The sequence below is a fragment of the Stenotrophomonas sp. CASM106 genome, assembly GCF_049384825.1.
Lineage (GTDB): Bacteria > Pseudomonadota > Gammaproteobacteria > Xanthomonadales > Xanthomonadaceae > Stenotrophomonas > Stenotrophomonas muris.
This window is the reverse complement of the sequence record NZ_JBMRFS010000009.1, coordinates 44371-62406: the sequence shown is the minus strand read 5'-3', so window position 1 is coordinate 62406 and position 18036 is coordinate 44371. Positions and strand designations below refer to the sequence as shown.

14 protein-coding genes and 1 riboswitch are annotated in these 18036 nt (G+C 68.1%); of the genes, 9 read left to right on the top strand and 5 right to left on the bottom strand.

Features of this window, described 5'->3' with window-relative positions:
- Window positions 1-27: 27 nt before the first annotated feature.
- Complete coding sequence (locus VG556_RS18270; RefSeq protein WP_100450471.1) at window positions 28-3570, bottom strand: sensor histidine kinase; 3543 nt, start codon at window positions 3568-3570, stop codon at window positions 28-30.
- Window positions 3571-3734: 164 nt separating this feature from the next.
- Between VG556_RS18270 and VG556_RS18265 the strand changes: the two genes are divergently transcribed.
- The 3 genes from VG556_RS18265 to VG556_RS18255 are packed head-to-tail and all read left to right on the top strand — an operon-like array spanning window position 3735 to window position 5524.
- The gene (locus VG556_RS18265; RefSeq protein WP_100450472.1) at window positions 3735-4379 is read left to right on the top strand and encodes a YceI family protein; all 645 of its coding nucleotides are present in this window, start codon (window positions 3735-3737) and stop codon (window positions 4377-4379) included.
- A complete protein-coding gene (locus VG556_RS18260) occupies window positions 4376-4948 on the top strand; it encodes a cytochrome b (protein WP_032957065.1) in 573 nt (190 codons plus the stop codon). The genes VG556_RS18265 and VG556_RS18260 overlap by 4 nt, the downstream gene beginning before the upstream one ends.
- Window positions 4949-4951: 3 nt before the next feature.
- Window positions 4952-5524 (top strand): YceI family protein, encoded by a 573-nt coding sequence (locus VG556_RS18255; protein WP_075077170.1) that lies wholly within the window; start codon window positions 4952-4954, stop codon window positions 5522-5524.
- Window positions 5525-5643: 119 nt separating this feature from the next.
- Here the strand turns inward: VG556_RS18255 and VG556_RS18250 are convergent, their stop codons facing one another.
- Entirely contained in the window at window positions 5644-5874 is a 231-nt protein-coding gene (locus VG556_RS18250; RefSeq protein WP_014648059.1) for a glutaredoxin family protein, read from the bottom strand.
- A 99-nt stretch (window positions 5875-5973) separates the two neighbouring features.
- Between VG556_RS18250 and VG556_RS18245 the strand changes: the two genes are divergently transcribed.
- Together VG556_RS18245 and VG556_RS18240 are read left to right on the top strand one after the other, a co-directional pair.
- Window positions 5974-7356: an L-serine ammonia-lyase gene (locus VG556_RS18245; protein ID WP_006464040.1), complete on the top strand. Its 1383-nt coding sequence runs from the start codon at window positions 5974-5976 to the stop codon at window positions 7354-7356.
- A 203-nt stretch (window positions 7357-7559) separates the two neighbouring features.
- The gene (locus VG556_RS18240) at window positions 7560-8555 is read left to right on the top strand and encodes an alpha/beta fold hydrolase (protein WP_032957057.1); all 996 of its coding nucleotides are present in this window, start codon (window positions 7560-7562) and stop codon (window positions 8553-8555) included.
- Between the two features lie 110 nt (window positions 8556-8665).
- Here the strand turns inward: VG556_RS18240 and VG556_RS18235 are convergent, their stop codons facing one another.
- The 3 genes from VG556_RS18235 to metX are packed head-to-tail and all read right to left on the bottom strand — an operon-like array spanning window position 8666 to window position 11993.
- Entirely contained in the window at window positions 8666-9733 is a 1068-nt protein-coding gene (locus VG556_RS18235; RefSeq protein WP_032957054.1) for a homoserine dehydrogenase, read from the bottom strand.
- Complete coding sequence (locus VG556_RS18230; RefSeq protein WP_032957052.1) at window positions 9730-10965, bottom strand: O-succinylhomoserine (thiol)-lyase; 1236 nt, start codon at window positions 10963-10965, stop codon at window positions 9730-9732. Before VG556_RS18230 ends, VG556_RS18235 begins: the two co-directional genes overlap by 4 nt.
- Window positions 10962-11993 carry a homoserine O-succinyltransferase MetX gene (gene metX, locus VG556_RS18225; protein ID WP_100450473.1) on the bottom strand — a complete coding sequence of 344 codons (1032 nt, stop codon included), beginning with the start codon at window positions 11991-11993 and terminating at the stop codon, window positions 10962-10964. The genes VG556_RS18230 and metX overlap by 4 nt, the downstream gene beginning before the upstream one ends.
- Before the next feature lie 77 nt (window positions 11994-12070).
- Window positions 12071-12189, bottom strand: a riboswitch (SAM riboswitch).
- A gap of 148 nt (window positions 12190-12337) precedes the next feature.
- Between metX and VG556_RS18220 the strand changes: the two genes are divergently transcribed.
- The 4 genes from VG556_RS18220 (at window position 12338) to VG556_RS18205 (ending at window position 17753) form a co-directional block, all read left to right on the top strand.
- Window positions 12338-13222: a M23 family metallopeptidase gene (locus VG556_RS18220; RefSeq protein ID WP_046432023.1), complete on the top strand. Its 885-nt coding sequence runs from the start codon at window positions 12338-12340 to the stop codon at window positions 13220-13222.
- Window positions 13223-13288: 66 nt separating this feature from the next.
- The gene (locus VG556_RS18215; protein WP_014648065.1) at window positions 13289-14893 is read left to right on the top strand and encodes a peptide chain release factor 3; all 1605 of its coding nucleotides are present in this window, start codon (window positions 13289-13291) and stop codon (window positions 14891-14893) included.
- A 165-nt stretch (window positions 14894-15058) separates the two neighbouring features.
- The gene (gene trhA, locus VG556_RS18210) at window positions 15059-15697 is read left to right on the top strand and encodes a PAQR family membrane homeostasis protein TrhA (RefSeq protein ID WP_005410682.1); all 639 of its coding nucleotides are present in this window, start codon (window positions 15059-15061) and stop codon (window positions 15695-15697) included.
- An 82-nt stretch (window positions 15698-15779) separates the two neighbouring features.
- The gene (locus VG556_RS18205; RefSeq protein WP_075077174.1) at window positions 15780-17753 is read left to right on the top strand and encodes an AsmA family protein; all 1974 of its coding nucleotides are present in this window, start codon (window positions 15780-15782) and stop codon (window positions 17751-17753) included.
- The last annotated feature ends 283 nt before the right edge of the window (window positions 17754-18036 follow it).

Below are 18036 nucleotides of genomic sequence, written 5' to 3'. Positions count from 1 at the left end.
CGCCGTTCACGCCCGGCGCCGGCACAGTCACGCAGTTGCCTGCCGTTTCGCACGCGCCTGGGCGATGGCCGCCACCAGCAGGTCGCCGGTCACCGGCTTGCGCAGGAAGCCATCGAAGCCGGCGGCCAGCACCTGGGTTTCGGCGTAGGCATCGGAACGGGCGGTCACTGCCACCAGCGGCAGTTCATAGCCCATGGTGCGCAGCTGGCGGGCGATGGCCGTACCGTCCAGCGCGGGCAGATCGAGATCGAGCAGGCCGACGTCGAAACCATCGGTGGCGATCTCCGACAGCGCACCCAGGCCATGCAGCACGTGGACCACCTCATGCCCGCGCACCCGCAGCAGGCCGGCGATGACCTCGGCCACCGTGGCGTCGTCCTCGACCAGCAGGATGCGCAGCGGCGGCAGTTCCGGCAGGGCCGCCACCTCGCCCGCGGTGCTGGCGGCCTGGCGCGTCCAGGGCAGGGGCAGGCGCACGCGGAACCGCGCCCCCTTGCCAGGCTGGCTGTCCACTTCGATACGCCCCCCCATCGCCACCGCCAGTTCCTGGCAGATCGCCAGTCCCAGGCCACTGCCGCCGTAGCGCGACGCGGTGCGCGGACCGTCGGCCTGTTCAAAACGATGGAACAGGCGCTGCTGCTGCTCGGCATTGATGCCCGGGCCACTGTCATGCACTTCGAAACACAGGCCGCCCTTCTCTTCCAGGCGCACGGCCAGGCCGACGTGGCCGCGCTCGGTGAACTTGATGGCGTTGCCGAGCAGGTTCAGCAGGATCTGGCGCACGCGCATCTCGTCGCCGCTGACACTGACCGGCCCTGCCGGGTTTTCACCGCGCCGGAATTCCAGCTGGCGCTGCTGCGCCATCGGCTGCATCAGGCCCTGCACCTGGTCAAGCAGTTCCTCCAGGTCGAACGGACGCAGATCCAGCTCAAGCCGCCCGGCTTCGATGCGGGCCAGGTCCAGCGCATCGTTGACCAGCCGCAGCAGATGGCTGCCGGCCTGCTGGATCGACCCCGCGTAGCCACGCTGCACCGGATCCAGCGGAGTCGCGAGCAGCAGTTCGCTCATGCCCAGCACGCCGGTCATCGGCGTGCGTACTTCGTGGCCCAGCGTGGCCAGGAAACGGCTCTTGGCCTGCGAGGCCTGCTCGGCCAGCTGCTGCTTGTGCACCGTCAGCTGCCATTGCTGGCGACGGCGCAGCCGCGCGCGGACCGACCAGACCAGGACCACCAGCAGCAGCGACCCCAGCAGGATGTAGCCGAAGATCGCCATGCCGCTGCGCCACCACGGCGGCAGCACCTTCACCTGCAACTGCTGCGAAGGCGTCCACGCGCCCCGGGCGGTCGCTGCCTGCACCTCGATGACGTAGCTGCCGGTCGGCAGCCGCGACAGGGTGCGCTGGCCATCGCCCCCCTGCTCCACCCAGTCCTGGTCATAGCCCTGCACGCGGAAGCGGTAACGGTTGCCCTGCGGGCTGGCATAGGACAGCAGCCGCGCATCGATCTGCAGATCGCGGTCATCCGGTCCCAGCAACAGGGTGCCGGTGAGCGGCAACGGTTGCCAGCCGCGCGCGTCGTCGCGGCGTACGCGCACTTCGGCGATCACCAGCGATGAAGAAGGCAGCACCGTGTCGTCGGCATTCACATCGAAGGCAACCAACCCGGTCTGGGTGACGGCCAGCACGCGACCATCTGCATTCACTGCCGGTGGCCGGCCGGTGAACTCCGCATCGGACAGTCCATCGCGCTCGTTGAACTGCTGCAGGCGCCGCGTTTTCGGGTCCCAACGCAGCAGGCCGCGCGGCGTCGTCGCCCACAGCTGGCCGTTGCCGGCCAGCGCCAGCCCGCCCATGGTGACCGGCGGCACGCCTGCACTGCCGTCGATGCGCTGGATCAGGCGCAGGCTCAGGCCATCCCACTGGTAGCGCTCGAACGCGCCTTGGCGCGCCAGCCACAACTGTTGCGGATCGATCCACACCAGGTCGTAGATGGGCCCGCGCGAAACGCCCGGTACTGCCTCGAAGCGTCCAGCCTGCTCGCGCCAGATGCCCATGTCACCCATCACCCAGGGCCGGCCATGGGCGTCGAAGCGGATCTGCTCGATCGGCGCATCGGCGGTCCCGCGGAAATGCTCCAGCGGATAGCGGTGCAGCAGCCGGCCCTCTGCATCGCGCTGCTGCAGGTCCAGGCCCATCACCGACACCCACACCGTGCCATCAGGCGCCTGCCGCATCAGGTCGATGCGCTGGCGCAGGTCGGCACTGCCATCGATCCGCAGATCGCGCAGCGCGCCGGTAGCCGGATCGTAGACGGTGATGCGGCCGCCGCGTCCCAGCCACAGGCGCCCATCCGGGCGCGGCAGCACCGACCACACCACGCCGCTGCCGAGCTGCCGGTCGCTGGCCAGCAGGCGCAGGGTGCCCTGCGCATCGAGCTGGTACACCCCTCGCGCCGAGCCGACGTAGTAGTTCTTCCCATCGCTGGCCGCGCTCAACAGGTACTGGCTGTCCAGCGGCTTGCCGTCGAGCTGGTTCCAGATCGAGAAGCGCCGCCAGTCCGGTGGCAGATAGGCCAGGCCCTGGGTCAGCAGCGCCACCCACAATCCGCCCTCGTGGTCCTGCAGCAGATCGAGCACACCGCTGTGCGCGGTCAGGAAGCCGCTGCCGCGGTCGCCCTCCAGCCGGCGCAGCGCCGCCGCATCCCCCCGCAACAGGCCATCGGAGGTGCCAGCCCAGTAGCCCCCCTGGCGATCGGCCAGGACCAGGGCCGAGCGCAGCTGGGCGCTGTCGGCCCATCGCGGACGACTGACCCGGTCCTGCCCATCGATGCGGTACAGGCCATCGTTCTGGCTGCCGACCCAGATCGAACCCTCCGCATCCCGGCTCAACCGGAGCACGCTCAGCGTGCCCAGTTCCCGCGCGGCCACCGGCTCGAATCCGCTGCCGTTCCAACGCGCCACGCCCGCTTCGGTGCCCAGCCACAGGCGGCCCTGCGCATCGACCAGGCTGGTGAAGATGCTGTTGCTGGGCAGGCCCCCCGGCTGCGCCGGGTCATGGGTGTAGAGGCGCACGCTGCCGTCCTCGCCAAGCCGGCAGACGCCATGGTTGTTGGTCCCGATCCACAAGGCGTCGTCGACATAGGCCAGCGCCCAGAACTGCCCCTGGCAGGTGGAATTGACCGTGTCGAAGGTGAGGAAGCGCTCGCGGTCGGCATCCAGGCGGGCCACGCCCTTGCCGTTGATGCCCACCCAGACCCGGTCCAGCGGATCGATCAGCAGGGTCTCGATCTCGTTGCCGGGCAGCGAGCCCGGCTGTTCCGGATCGTGCTCCCAGACCCGCAGGCTGTTGCCGTCATAACGGGCGAGTCCACCATCGGTGGCGGCCCAGATGTGGCCCTGGCGATCCTCGGCCAGCGCCACCACCATGCGTGACGGCAAGCCTTCGGCGGCACCGAAGCGGCGCAGGCGCGGTGTTTCTGCCATGTCCAGGGTCGCAGCCGCCGTGGCCATCGCCATCAGCAGCAGTCCCATACCTGCGATGCCACGGCACCACCGGCGCCAGCCGCTCGTCATCCTGAACCCCCTGTCCTGGGCCGATTGTCACACAGGGCCGGGTTCATGGCTGCAACAGGCTGTTTCCAGCGGCGGCACCACCACGAACTGTTGCAGCCATGCACGCAACGTTGGCAGGGGGCTGTGCGTATGATCACAGCGTCACCTTCCGGAGCCCGCCATCGATGCGTCCCTGCCTGGCCCTGCTGCCGATGCTGCTCGCCACCGCCCCTGCCTGGGCGGCCGCCGACACCTATCGCCTCGATCCGGTGCACACGCGGGTGCTGTTCTCCATCGATCACGCGGGCTACTCGCAGGCCATGGGCACCGTGTCCGGCAGCGAGGGCCGCGTGCTGTTCGATCCCGACAACTGGCGCGACGCCACCCTGGAAGTGGACATTCCAGTGTCGCGTCTGGACCTTGGCGACGCCAAGTGGAACCAGGCCACGCTGGCCCGCAGCCTGCTCGATGGCGAGCGATTCCCCAGCGCACGCTTCGTCTCCAGCCGGGTCGAACCGATCGACGCCAAGCGTGCGCATGTGATCGGCACGCTGACCCTGCGCGGGGTCAGCCACGAAGTCACCCTGGACGTGACCCTCAACGCGCTCAAGCGCTACCCGCTCCCTCCATTCCGACGCACCGCCGGGTTTTCCGCCAGCACGACGCTGAGCCGGCGCGCGTTCGGCATCACCGCCTGGCCGGGGGTCATCGGTGATGCGGTACAGGTGCGGATCGAGGCCGAAGCCACCCTCGACCGCAGCGACGCCCCGGGAACTCCCGCTCCCGTTCCACACTCCGACCAGACGACGGCCCCCAAGGACCCTTCATGACCGCCAAGAACACCCCCGCCGCGTGGGGAAGTGTCAGCCAGCTCCTGCACTGGTTGATCGCACTGCTGATCCTCGCCCTGGGCGTGGTCGGCCTGACCATGGGCGAACTGCCCAAGACGCCCAAGTACTTCTGGGTCTACACCGCGCACAAGTCGATCGGCATCACCGTGCTGGCGCTGGTGCTGTTCCGTCTCGGCTGGCGCCTGTATGCCGGTGCGCCGAAGCCGGTGCCGGGCGTGCCCAGCTGGCAGGAACGCATCGCCAGTGCCACCCACGTGCTGCTGTACGTGCTGATGTTTGCCATTCCGCTGTCGGGCTGGCTGTACGATTCGGCCAGTGGCCTGCGCCCGTTCCGTTGGTTCGGCCTGGTCGACGTGCCCAAGCTGAGCGGCCCCGACCCGCAGGTCGTCGCGGTGTCCCATGCCCTCCACGAATACGGCTTCTGGCTGTTGATCGCGGTGGTGCTGGCCCATGCCGGCGCTGCCTTCTACCACCACCTGTTCCAGCGCGATGCAACGCTGTCCCGCATGTTGCCGCGCGGCTGGCTCGCCTCCCCTCAGAAGGACTGACCGATGAACCTGAAACTGACCACTCCGGCCGCCGTGGCTGCCGCCCTGGCCGGCATGCTGGCCACCGCCCCGGCGCTCGCTGCGGAGTATGCGCAGGCCCCCGGTGCCGGCTCGATCCTGGTGTTCGCCAGCAAGTACGACGGCGAAGTGTTCACCGGCAGCTTCCCGGGCTTCGCCACCAAGCTCAGCTTCGACCCGGCCAACCCGGCCGCCGGTTCGCTGGATGTAGTGATTCCGCTGGCAGGCGCCAGGAGCGGCAACAGCGACCGTGACTCGACCCTGCAGGGCGCCGACTTCTTCAATGTCGGCAAGTTCGCCACCGCGCGTTACACCGCCAAGGGCTTCCGCGCCGTGGGCAACGACCAGTTCGCCGCCGATGGCACCCTGGAACTGCGCGGCGTCAGCAAGCCGGTCACCCTGACCTTCAGCTGGAAGCCGGGCACCCAGCCGGTACTGACCGGCAAGGCCACGGTCAAGCGCCTGGACTTCGGCGTCGGCGGCGGTGACTGGGCCGATACCAAGACCATTCCGGACGACACCGCGATCAGCACGATCGTGAAGTTCGACGCGAAATAAGACGCATCCGGTGATGCCGTGCCCGCGGCCGGCATCACCGGGCATCGCAACGCATCCGGTAGTGCCGGCCGCTGGCCGGCATCACCGGGAACAGAGGGTTTGCCGGCCAGCGGCCGGCACTACTGATCGACGGCCAACCAGGCCTGCACCGTGGCCGCATCGAACGGCCAGTCCAGCTCGCGCTCGCCGCGCTCGTCGCGCAGCACCGGCACGCGCGTGCCATAGCGCGCTTCCAGCGCCGGCTGGTCATCCAGGAACACCGATTCGAACTCCGGCGCCCGCGCCTTGGCCAGCTCGGCCAGGGCCAGGTCGCACAGGTGGCAATCGTCACGCTGGATCAGGGTCAGCACCAGTCAGGCTCCCGTGGCGGAAATGCTGCGCCGCAGCCATCGGATGGCCCGGCAAGCCGCTAGAATAGCCGCTTGTCCGGTACCCGCAGTTTGGCATCCATGGCTGTCAGCACGTTCGACGTTTTCAAGATCGGCATTGGCCCGAGCTCCTCGCACACCGTCGGACCGATGAAGGCCGCCGAGCGATTCATCCATCGCTGGCTGCTCGACCCGGGCCGCCTGCACGAGGTCGCGCGCATCCGCGCCGATGTCTACGGCTCGCTGGCCTTGACCGGCCGCGGCCATGGCACCGACAAGGCGATCCTGCTGGGCCTGGAAGGCCAACGGCCTAACCTGATCGACCCGGACATCATTCCGGCCACCCTGGAGCGCATCCGCAGCAGCAAGCGCATCCAGCTGATGGGCCAGCACGAGATCGCCTTCGACGAGAAGCGCGATCTCGGCATGAACAAGCGCCAGAAGCTGCCCTACCACACCAACGGCATGCGCTTCACCGCGTACAACGCCGACGACGAAGTGATCGCCACCCGCGATTACTACTCGGTCGGTGGTGGCTTCGTGGTCAACCAGGACGACGCGGCCGATGACCGCATCGTGCCCGATGAAACCCCGCTGCCCTACCCGTTCAAGAGCGGCGACGAGCTGCTGGCACAGACCGCACGCAGCGGCCTGAGCATCGCCCAGCTGATGTTCGAGAACGAAAAGTGCTGGCGCAGCGAAGACGAGATCCGCGCCCAGCTGCGCGAGATCTGGAGCGCGATGCAGTCGTGCGTCACCCGCGGCATCCGCGAGGAGGGCGTGCTGCCGGGTGGCCTGAAGGTCGGCCGTCGTGCACCGGCGCTGTACCGCGAGCTGTCGTCGAAGCCGGAAGCAGCGATGCGCGATCCGCTGACGACGCTGGACTGGGTCAACCTGTACGCACTGGCAGTGAACGAAGAGAACGCTGCCGGTGGCCGCGTGGTGACCGCACCGACCAACGGTGCGGCCGGCGTACTGCCGGCGGTGCTGCATTACTTCGACCGCTTCTGCCCCGGCGCCAACGAACAGCGCGTGTTCGATTTCCTGCTGACCTCGGCGGCGATCGGCATCCTGTACAAGGAAAATGCTTCGATTTCCGGTGCCGAAGTGGGCTGCCAGGGCGAAGTGGGCGTGGCCTGCTCGATGGCGGCCGGTGGCCTGGTCGCGGCGCTGGGTGGCAACCCGAGCCAGATCGAGAACGCCGCGGAAATCGGCATGGAACACAACCTGGGCCTGACCTGCGACCCGATCGGCGGCCTGGTGCAGATTCCCTGCATCGAGCGCAATGCAATGGGCGCGGTGAAGGCGATCAATGCCTCGCGCATGGCGATGCGTGGCGACGGCAAGCACAAGGTGTCGCTGGACAAGGTCATCAAGACCATGCGCGATACCGGCCGCGACATGCAGGACAAGTACAAGGAAACCAGCCGCGGTGGCCTGGCGGTGAACGTCATCGAGTGCTGAGGGCGACCGGCTCCGGCGCGATGGCGACGGGCCACAGGTAGAGTCGACTTTCAGTCGGCTATCGCCCCCAGCGCGGGATTTCCGCGGCCTGAGGGAAGAGCAGTCGACCAACAGTCGACTCTACCCGGTCACCCTTGCCCGTACGGGCGACACCGTCACCGCGTTCCGGTTAGGCTCGGGGCTTCCCCACCCCGGATTGCCCCATGCGCGTGATCGCTGCCGCCCTGCTTGCCTGCCTTCCGCTGGCCGCCCTGGCCGCCCCCACCTACGGGCCTCGGCTGGAGGGTTTCGACTACGGCTATCCGGTGAAGACCTTCGCGCTGGAATCGCAGCGGCAGCCGCTGGAGATGGCCTACCTGGACATCGCGCCGAAGAAGGCACCCATCGGCGTGGTGGTGCTGCTGCACGGCAAGAACTTCTGTGCCGCCACCTGGAAGGAATCGATCAAGCCACTGGTCGCCGCCGGCTATCGGGTGATCGCCCCGGACCAGGTGGGCTTCTGCAAATCCAGCAAGCCCGAGCGTTACCAGTATTCGTTCGCGCAGCTGGCCGCCAACACCCATGCCCTGCTGCAACAGCTGCAGCTGGGTGACGTCCCGGTGCACCTGGTCGGTCATTCGATGGGCGGCATGCTGGCGGTGCGCTACGCGCTGATGTTCCCGCAGGACCTGCGCAGCCTGTCGCTGGTCAATCCGATCGGGCTGGAGGACTGGAAGGCGCTGGGCGTCCCCTGGCGCAGCGTCGACGCGTGGTACGCCGGCGAAATGAACATCAGCTATGACAGCATCCGCCGCTACCAGCTGGAGGTGTACTACGACGGCAAATGGAAACCGGCCTACGAACCGTGGGCGCGGATGCAGTCTGGCATGTACGAAGGCCCGGGCAAGCAGGCCGTTGCATGGAGCCAGGCGCTGGCCTCGGACATGGTGTTCAACCAGCCGGTGGTCTACGAACTGAAGCACCTGCAGGTGCCGACCACGCTGTTCATCGGCCAGAAGGACCGCACCGCGATCGGGCGCGACCTGGCGCCGCCTGCGGTGAAGGCGACGCTGGGCAATTATCCGGTGCTGGGCAAAGCAGCGGCCGCAGCGATTCCCGGCGCGACGCTGGTCGAGTTCGCCGAACTGGGCCATTCGCCGCAGGTGCAGGACCCCAAGCAGTTCAACAGCGCGTTGTTGAAGGCCCTGAAGTCCCGCTGACCGGCAGGCGTGCCCTCTGTAGAGCCGAGCCCACGCTCGGCTCATGCGGCAGGACCGGGGTTCTGTCAGGAGCAGCCGAGCGTGGGCTCGGCGGTACAGGAACAATGCGATCAACCCACGATCCGCAGCACGTCATCCAGCAACGCGGCCGCAGTGACTTCCGCGCCGGCACCCGGTCCCTGGATCAACAAGGGTTGGCGGCGGTAGCGATCGCTGTGGATGGCCACGCGGTTGTCGGTGCCGGCACCCTGCGCCAACGGATGATCGGCCGGCAGTTCGCGCAGGCCCACCTGCGCACCTTCGCTGTCAACACGGCCAACGAAACGCAGCACGCGGCCGTTGTCACGTGCCTGCTGCCAACGCGCCTGCAGCGGCGCATCCAGCTGCTCCAAGGCAGCCACGGCATCCTCCAGCGGCAACGCTGCCAGCGCTTCGGGCACCAGTGAATCCACCTGTACCTGCGACGCATCCAGCGCCAGCCCGCTGCTGCGCGCCAGGATCAGCAGCTTGCGGCGCACGTCCTCGCCGGACAGGTCCAGGCGCGGGTCTGGCTCGGTATAACCGGCCGCCAGCGCCTCGCGCACCGCCGCCGAGAACGGCGACTGGCCGTCATAGCGATGGAACAGCCACGCCAGCGAGCCGGACAGCACGCCCTCGATGGCATGGATGTGATCGCCACCGGCCACCAGCGCGCGCAGGCTGCTCAACAGCGGCAGCCCGGCACCAACGGTGGCACTGTCGCCATAACGCGCGCCACTGTCGGCACAGCTTTCGGCAATGGCCTGCGCGCGGGCGAGCTGCGCGCCCCGGCCCAGCTTGTTGGCGGTCACCACATGCACGCCGCGCGCCAGCCATTGCACGTGACGGGCGGCCACGTCTTCACTGGCCGTGGCATCGACCACCACGTCGCCACGCTCCAGCCCTTCGGCGCTCGCCCATGGTGGCGAACTGTGGCCATCGCGGGGGGCTCGACGTGCCAGTTCCAAGGGCAGCGCCAGGTCGCGATCGATCTCCAGCGCGGTGCGCGAGTTGGCCAGCCATTGCACGCTGGGCAGTTCCAACCCGCGTGCCTGCAGCGCCTGGTAGCGCTGTACGAAGGCCGAACCGACCGTGCCCGTACCGAGCAGCGCCAGGCGTCCCGCCCCCAGCGCAGGAATGTCAGCGGCGAGTGCGCTCATGCGTCCACCACCTGTTTGCGGCGGGCGGCCGCATCGATCACCGCTTCGGCGCGCTGCAGCGCGGCGCCGAGATCGGCCAGCAGGTCACGCTCGGCCTCGATGCCGACCGACAGGCGCAGCAGCCCTTCGCTGATGCCGGCGGCTGCACGCGCTTCGGCGGTCATCGCCGCATGAGTCATCGTGGCCGGATGTGCGATCAGGCTTTCGACGCCGCCCAGCGATTCGGCCAGGGTGAAACAGCGTAGCCCGTCCACAAATGCACGCACCGCCGCATGCGGATCATCACCGGCGCAGTGCGCCAGTTCGAACGACAGCATCGCGCCGAAGCCATTCTGCTGGCGCGCGGCGATGGCGTGGCCCGGGTGATCGGCCAGGCCCGGGTAGTACACCGCGCCGACCGCCGGATGCTGGTCCAGCAGGGCAACGATCGACGCCGTGTTTTCCTGGTGCACGCGCAGGCGCGCATCCAGCGTGCGCAGGCCGCGCAGGGTCAGGAAGGCATCGAACGGCGAACCGGTCAGGCCCAGCGCGTTGCCCCACCACACCAGCTGCTCGTGCAGCGCCGGATCGCGCGCGACCACCGCCCCACCCACCACATCGCTGTGGCCATTGATGTACTTGGTGGTGGAATGCAGCACCAGGTCCGCACCAAACGACAGCGGCCGCTGCAGCGCCGGTGACAGGAAGGTGTTGTCGACCACCACGAGGGCACCGGCCTTGTGCGCGGCATCGATGACGAAGCGCAGGTCGGTGATGCGCAGCAGCGGGTTGGACGGGGTTTCCACCAGCACCAGCTTTGGCTGCGTGGCCAGCGCCTGCGCCAGCGCTCGCGGATCGGTCAGGTCGGCGGTGACCAGTTCGAAGTGCCCCTTCTTTGCCAACGCGTTGAACAGCCGCCAGCTGCCGCCGTAGGCATCGTGCGGCACCACCAGGGTGTCGCCCGGCTGCAGCAGCGCGTTCAGCACCAGGTTGATCGCGCCCATGCCGGTCGCGGTGATGACGCCGCCGGCGCCGCCTTCCAGTTCGGCCAGCGCTTCACCCAGCAGGTCGCGGGTCGGGTTGCCACTGCGCGTGTAATCGTACTGGCGCTTGTTGCCGAAGCCTTCAAAACTGAAGTTCGACGACAGCACGATCGGCGGCGTGACCGCGCCATGCGCGGTGTCCCGATCGATGCCGGCACGGACGGCGGCAGTGGTACGACTACAGGACGGCTCGTTGGCGTGCAGGCTCATGCGGACTCTCCAGAAGTGCGGAAGGCGGTGGCGAGGATCGCATCGATGCGATCGGTTTCTTTGAGGAAGGCATCGTGGCCATAGGGCGAGCGCAGCACGCGCAGGCTGCCGCGCGGGCCCAGCCCTTCGACCAGGCCGACCAGGTCGGCCAGCGGCACCAGGCGGTCGCCCTCCACGGCCACCACCACGGTCGGCGGCAGGATCGCGGTGGGATCGACGCGGTGCAGGTCGATTGATTCGGACAGGCGCAGGTAAGCGGTCACTGGCGTGCGCGCGACGTACTGCGCACCGGCCGCGTCGAGATAGTCTTCGGCAGCCACGCGCACGCGGCCATTGATGACCTCCGGCGCAGCATCAAAGCGCTCGCCGAACTCTTCCGGGGTGCGGTAGCTGAGCATGGCGAACTGCCGGGCCAGGGCCAGGCCGTGGTCTTCGCCGCACTGCAGCTGGCCCAGCGCGACCGCGCGGCGCTGCAATGCGCGCCAGGCGGCGGCATACGGATGCGGTCGGTGCGCACCGCTGGCCAGCACCAGCTGGCGCACGCGGGCACGATGACGGATCGCGAACTGCTGGCCGACCAGCGCGCCATACGAATAGCCGACGAAGGCCTTCAGCGTGCGGATGCCGAGATGGTCCAGCAGCAGCGCCAAGGCATCGGCCTGGTCGGCGGTATCGATCGGCACATCCAGTGCACCGTCGGCGCCGATGAAGTCGAAGGCCAGCACGCGCAGCTGCTGCGGATCCAGCGCGCGGCCGCTGCCCACCAGGTCTTCGGCCCAGCCCTTCTCGCTGAACTGCGTGTTGGACGCCACGTGGCGATGGGCGGAAATGCCGCCGGCCAGCACCACCACCGGTGCATTGGCCGGACCGACCCACTCATAGCGCAGGCGCACCGGGCTGGGGCCGGCGTGGCGCATCGACAGCACCGCGGCGAACTCACCGCGCTCGGCATGCACGCGGTCTTCGACCGGCACGCTGACGGGGACAAAGGGTTCGGGGCGAATGGCGGTACTGGCGGCGAAGCTCATGGCGGGATCCGGTTGGGGAATCGGCCATCGAGCCTTCGCGGGGCCCGCGTTCGAGATGCACGTGTGGTGCATGGTTCGAACCATCTTTCGGTGGACGCCACGGTCCCCGCAGGATTTGGCACCTACGCAGACGCTTGCGCGCCTGCGGGCTGCCCCGGCTTCAAAGGGCCTGTCCCTCTGCCGGTCTCGATGGTGGGGCCACGATGCCAGCCCTTTCCGGCACTGTCAATCCCTTCATGCGGATAAAGCGATGAATATTCTTGGGACAGCTATGCGAAGGCCATCCCGGTCGCCCTGTTCAGGATCGGGTACAGTCCGGGCGGTCCATTCCGCTGGAAACGCCGATGTCGCGCCTGCCCCTGTCCTGCCTGCTGCTGCCTCTGCTGGCGAGCGCGACCGCACACGCCGGCGACTGGCGCCAGGGCTGGGGACTGGCTCCCCCTTCCGCCCCGGCCACCCGCGCAGGCAGTGCCGAGGGCGCCGCCCCCATGGCCCAATTGCGCCTGCAGCCGGTCGGTACGCAATGGCAGGCCCGGATCGACAACGGGCTGGCAGGGCCGCTGCAGATCCAGCTGCGCGCCGCCCCCGGGCACCCGGTCGAAGGCCTCCCGGTCGAGTCGCTGATCCAGGGCGACAGCAGCCTGGTAGTCGGCCACCTGCCCGCCCCGATCGATGGCCGCATGCTGGATCTGCGCCTGCAGTCGGTGCCGGGCAACCCGGCCGCACAGGCCGAAGATGTCGCCTACCGCCTGCCATTCGATGCGGCGCGCCTGCGCGTGGACCAGGCGCCGCAGGGACGATTCAGCCATGACGACGAGGAGAACCGCGACGCGGTCGACTTCGCACTGCCGGAGGGCACCCTGGTGCTGGCCGCGCGCGAGGGTACGGTGATGCAGATCCAGGATGGCTTCCGTGGCAACGGCCAGGACCGCGAACGCGATGGTGCCCGCGCCAACTTCATCCGCGTGCTGCACAGCGACGGCAGCATGGCGCTGTACGGCCACCTGCAGGCCGGCGGCATGCGCGTGCGTCGTGGCCAGGCGATAGGGGCCGGCCAGCCGATCGGCCTGTCTGGCAACAGCGGCTACAGCAGTGCGCCGCACCTGCACTTCGTGGTGCAGGTCAACCGCGGCATGGGCCTGCGCTCGGTGCCGGTGCGCATCTTCGCCGAGCAGGGCCAGCTGCAGTTCGCCCGCCAGGGCGAGGCCGAAGGCGGTACCGGGCGCTGACCGCCCCCGGCCGGTATAATCGGGCGCTTATCTCTTTGAAAAGCGCCCCGGGCGGGCGCCACTGCCATGTCCGAAGTCGCCAACGAAGCGTCGCGTCGCCGCACCTTCGCCATCATTTCCCACCCTGACGCCGGCAAGACCACGCTGACCGAAAAGCTGCTGCTGTTCGGGGGCGCGATCCAGATGGCCGGTTCGGTCAAGGGCCGCAAGGCTGCCCGCCACGCCACCTCCGACTGGATGGCGCTGGAAAAGGAGCGCGGCATCTCCGTCACCTCCTCGGTGATGCAGTTCCCGTATGAAGGCAAGATCGTCAACCTGCTCGACACCCCCGGCCACGCCGACTTCGGCGAAGACACCTACCGCGTGCTGACCGCGGTGGACTCGGCGCTGATGGTGATCGACGTGGCCAAGGGCGTGGAAGAGCGCACCATCAAGCTGATGGAAGTGTGCCGCCTGCGCGACACCCCGATCATGACCTTCATCAACAAGCTCGACCGCGAGGGCAAGGACCCGATCGAGCTGCTGGATGAAGTGGAAACCGTGCTCGGCATCCAGTGTGCGCCGGTCACCTGGCCGATCGGCATGGGCCAGCGCCTGAAGGGCGTGGTCCACCTGCTGACCGGCGAAGTGCACCTGTACGAACCGGGCCGCAACTTCACCCGCCAGGACTCGACCATTTTCCCGTCCATCGATGCTCCCGGCCTGGCCGAGAAGATCGGTGCACAGATGCTGGCCGACCTGCGCGACGAGCTGGAACTGGTGCAGGGCGCCAGCCACCCGTTCGACCTGCAGGCCTACCGCGAGGGCAAGCAGACGCCGGTGTTCTTCGGCTCGGGCGTCAACAACTTCGGCGTGCAGCCGCTGCTGGACTTCTTCGTCGAACACGCACCCGCACCGCAGGCGCGCTCCACCACCGGCCGCGAGATCGCCCCGGAAGAAAACAAGCTGACCGGCTTCGTGTTCAAGATCCAGGCCAACATGGACCCGCAGCACCGCGACCGCGTGGCCTTCATGCGGGTCTGCTCGGGCCGCTTCAGCGCCGGCATGAAGACCTTCCACGTGCGTACCGGCAAGGAAATGAAGCTGGCCAACGCGCTGACCTTCATGGCCAGCGACCGCGAAATCGCCGCCGAGGCGTGGCCGGGCGATGTGATCGGCATCCACAACCACGGCACCATCTCCATCGGCGATACCTTCACCGAAGGCGAAGCGGTCACCTTCACCGGGATCCCCAACTTCGCCCCGGAACTGTTCCGCCGCGCCCGCCTGCGCGATCCACTCAAGCTCAAGCAGCTGCAGAAGGGCCTGGCCCAGCTGTCCGAGGAAGGCGCGACCCAGTTCTTCCGCCCGCTCACCAGCAACGACCTGATCCTGGGTGCCGTCGGCGTGTTGCAGTTCGACGTGGCCGCCTACCGCCTGAAGGACGAGTACGGCGTGGAAGCCACCTTCGAGCCGGTGAGCGTGACCACTGCGCGCTGGGTCCACTGCAGCAACGAGAAGAAGCTGGAAGAGTTCCGCGAGAAGAACGCGCTGAACCTGGCGCTGGATGCCGCCGGGCACCTGGTCTACCTGGCGCCGACCCGGGTCAACCTGCAGCTGGCCCAGGAACGCTCGCCGGACGTGCGCTTCTCGGCCACCCGCGAAGCGGCGCATACCGTTTCGGCAGGCTGATGCCACGGGGTCGGATCCCTTTCCGGCAGGAAAGGGCTCTGACCCCAGCCAAGGCAAGGCAAGGCAGGCATTCACCCATCATACGGTGACAGGCGTGCACGCATCGCCCATCGCGGCGATGATAGGGGGGTGCGGGTCCCCCTCCCCGCGAACAATGCCTACGCCATGTCCACGACGTCCATTGCTTCGATCCGTGAAGAAATCGCCAGCGCCCTGACCCATGGCCTGGGCGCGGTATTCGCCCTGGCAGCCAGCGCGGTGTTGATCACCCTGGCGGCTATCTACGGCGACGGCTGGCAGCTGGCCAGCGCGATCGTATTCGGTATCGCGCTGTTGCTGCTGTACACCGCCTCCACGCTGTACCACGCCATCCAGCATCCGGTCGCCAAGGGCCGGTTGAAGGTGTTCGACCATTGCGCGATCTATGTGCTGATCGCGGGCACCTATACCCCGTTCACCCTGATCGGCCTGCGCGGTCCATGGGGCTGGGGCCTGTTCACCGCGATCTGGGCGCTGGCGCTGGGCGGCGTGGTGTTCAAGCTGTTCTACACCGGCCGCTTCAAGGTGCTCTCAACGGTGATCTACATCGCCATGGGCTGGCTGGTGGTCGTGGCGATCAAGCCGATGTGGGCCTCGATCGATGGCGGCACCCTCACCTGGCTGTTCGCCGGCGGCCTGTCGTACACGCTGGGGACCTATTTCTACCACCGTGAATCGATCCCGTACTCGCATGCCATCTGGCACCTGTTCGTGATCGGCGGCAGCGTCTGCCACTTCGTCGCGGTCACCATGCAGGTGCTGTAACGGCCGCTCGACGGCAGCGCGTGCACACCATGCACATGGTCGCTTCGCGCCCTGTCCACGAAGAGGGGGCAACCATGGCAGCGTGAATGCTGCCGCCTCCCCTGCCGCAAAGCGCACGCCCCGCTGGCGCCTCCGCCGCCCCGGCCCACGAGGCCGGCGCTGGCTCACGATCCTGATCTTCCTGCTGGCGGCGATCCTGGTACTGATCGCGTTGTGGGACTGGAACTGGTTCAAGGGGCCGGTGGAGCGCGCGGTGCAGGCACGCACCGGCCGCGTGCTGCACATCGGGAACCTTGATGTCGACCTCGGCCGCACCAGCACGATCCGCGCCGATGCGGTCACCTTCGCCAATGCCAGCTGGGCGAAACAACCCGATATGGCCAGCGCCGACCGCGTCGAGATCGACGTACGGGTCTGGCCCCTGCTGCGCGGCAGCGTGCAGCTGCCCGAAGTGCGCCTGACCCGGCCGGACGTGCTGCTGGAAACCGCCCCGCGCAAAGGCGAACCGGGCAACTGGGATTTCCTCGGTGACAGCGCCGGCGGGACCAGCCCCCAGCTCAAACGGCTGCGCGTCGATGACGGTCGCCTGCAGTTCCTCGATGCGCTCGGCCGCACCGATATCCGCGTGGACGTGCGCAGCGGCCAGCCGAAACAGGCCGACGCGGCGCCACCGCTGCTGGTGCAGGGCAAGGGACGCTGGCAGGGCAATCCGTTCACCCTGCGCGGTGGTACTGAATCACCGCTGGAGCTGACCGACAGCGGCCACCCGTTCCGCATCCACCTCGACGGTCGCGCTGGCGCCACCCACGCCGTCGCCAGCGGCACATTGACCAATCCCTTCCAGCTGCGCGTGTTCGACCTGCAGTTCGCGCTCAGCGGCCAGGACCTGGCCGACCTCTACCCCTTGCTCGGCATCGCCATTCCGCCGTCCCCACCCTACGCGTTGAATGGTCGGCTCAAGCGTGACCACGACCTCTGGCGTTACGAGCAGTTCACCGGCAAGGTCGGCGACAGCGACCTCGGTGGCAACCTGCAGTTCGAAGTGGGAGGCGCGCGCCCGCGACTGACCGCCACGCTGGAATCCAGACGCCTGGACTTCGATGACCTGGCCGGCTTCGTCGGTGCGCCACCGAAGACCGGCGGCGGCGAAACCGCCAATGCAGAGCAGAAGGCCGAGGCCGCACGGGTCGCCGCGCGTGCGCGTGTGTTGCCGGACACGCCCTACAACCTCGGCAAGCTGCGTGCGATGGATGCCGACGTGCGTTGGAAAGCCCACCGCATCAACGCGCCGTCATTGCCATTGGACGACATGGATGCACACCTGTTGCTGGATGACGGTGTGCTGCGGCTGGACCCACTGAACTTCGGCGTCGCCGGCGGCGACATCCGCAGCACGATCCGCATGGACGCGCGCCAGCCGCAGATCAGTACCGCGCTGAAGGCCAGTGTGCGCGGCGTGCAGCTTGGCCAGTTGTTCCCCGACGCCAAGCTGGCCGAACAGGCCAAGGGCGGCATCGGCGGCGAGGTGGACCTGAGTGGCCGCGGCAATTCGATCGCCGCGATGCTCGGCAGCAGCAGCGGCAAGGTCGGCCTGGCAATGGGCCGTGGCCATGTCGGCAACCTGGTGATGGAACTGGCCGGCCTGGACATCACCGAGTCGCTGAAATTCCTGGTGACCGGCGACAAGCAGATCCCCCTGCGTTGCGCCTTCGCCGACTTCGGCGTGCGCGACGGCCTGATGACCAGCCAGGCGTTGGCGGTGGATACCACCGACACGATCCTCATCGGCGAAGGCACGGTCAGCCTGCGCGACGAGAGCCTGGACCTGCTGTTGAAGCCACGCCCGAAGGACAAGAGCATCCTGGTGCTGCGCTCGCCACTGCACATCGCCGGCACTTTCAAGGACCCGTCGTTCCGCCCGGACTTCAAGGCGCTGGGCATCCGCGGCGCGGTGGCCCTGGCACTGGGCAGCATCGCCCCGCCGGCGGCATTGCTGGCAACCATCGAACTGGGGCCGGGCAAGGATGCCGACTGCGGGGGGCAGTATGCGAAGTAGGGTTACAGCGTTGTTCGCGGCGCCTGCATTGATGGTGGCTTGAGGGGGACGGGTGACGCAGGCAGGACACGCCGCAAGTACGTCCCTGTAGGCTCGATGGCGCCATCCATGGCGCCAACGGTCCTGCCTGCCTCACCCGTCCCCCTCCTGACAGTTTCCTGCGCGCGCGGAACGAGAGCGGAAATTCAAAGTCAAAAAAAAAAGCAAAGTCAAAAGCTGTTGCCAACCAAGGTTGGCGGCTACCAAAGGCGAGGCACCGCGCATGTACGCACCGCGCTCGCGG

Bases quoted from the DNA above. Each gene is read 5' to 3' on its own strand.
- VG556_RS18270 (WP_100450471.1), bottom strand. From the start codon at position 3,570: ATGACGAGCGGCTGGCGCCGGTGGTGCCGTGGCATCGCAGGTATGGGA.
- VG556_RS18265 (WP_100450472.1), top strand. From the start codon at position 3,735: ATGCGTCCCTGCCTGGCCCTGCTGCCGATGCTGCTCGCCACCGCCCCT.
- VG556_RS18260 (WP_032957065.1), top strand. From the start codon at position 4,376: ATGACCGCCAAGAACACCCCCGCCGCGTGGGGAAGTGTCAGCCAGCTC.
- VG556_RS18255 (WP_075077170.1), top strand. From the start codon at position 4,952: ATGAACCTGAAACTGACCACTCCGGCCGCCGTGGCTGCCGCCCTGGCC.
- VG556_RS18245 (WP_006464040.1), top strand. From the start codon at position 5,974: ATGGCTGTCAGCACGTTCGACGTTTTCAAGATCGGCATTGGCCCGAGC.
- VG556_RS18240 (WP_032957057.1), top strand. From the start codon at position 7,560: ATGCGCGTGATCGCTGCCGCCCTGCTTGCCTGCCTTCCGCTGGCCGCC.
- VG556_RS18235 (WP_032957054.1), bottom strand. From the start codon at position 9,733: ATGAGCGCACTCGCCGCTGACATTCCTGCGCTGGGGGCGGGACGCCTG.
- VG556_RS18230 (WP_032957052.1), bottom strand. From the start codon at position 10,965: ATGAGCCTGCACGCCAACGAGCCGTCCTGTAGTCGTACCACTGCCGCC.
- metX (WP_100450473.1), bottom strand. From the start codon at position 11,993: ATGAGCTTCGCCGCCAGTACCGCCATTCGCCCCGAACCCTTTGTCCCC.
- VG556_RS18220 (WP_046432023.1), top strand. From the start codon at position 12,338: ATGTCGCGCCTGCCCCTGTCCTGCCTGCTGCTGCCTCTGCTGGCGAGC.
- VG556_RS18215 (WP_014648065.1), top strand. From the start codon at position 13,289: ATGTCCGAAGTCGCCAACGAAGCGTCGCGTCGCCGCACCTTCGCCATC.
- trhA (WP_005410682.1), top strand. From the start codon at position 15,059: ATGTCCACGACGTCCATTGCTTCGATCCGTGAAGAAATCGCCAGCGCC.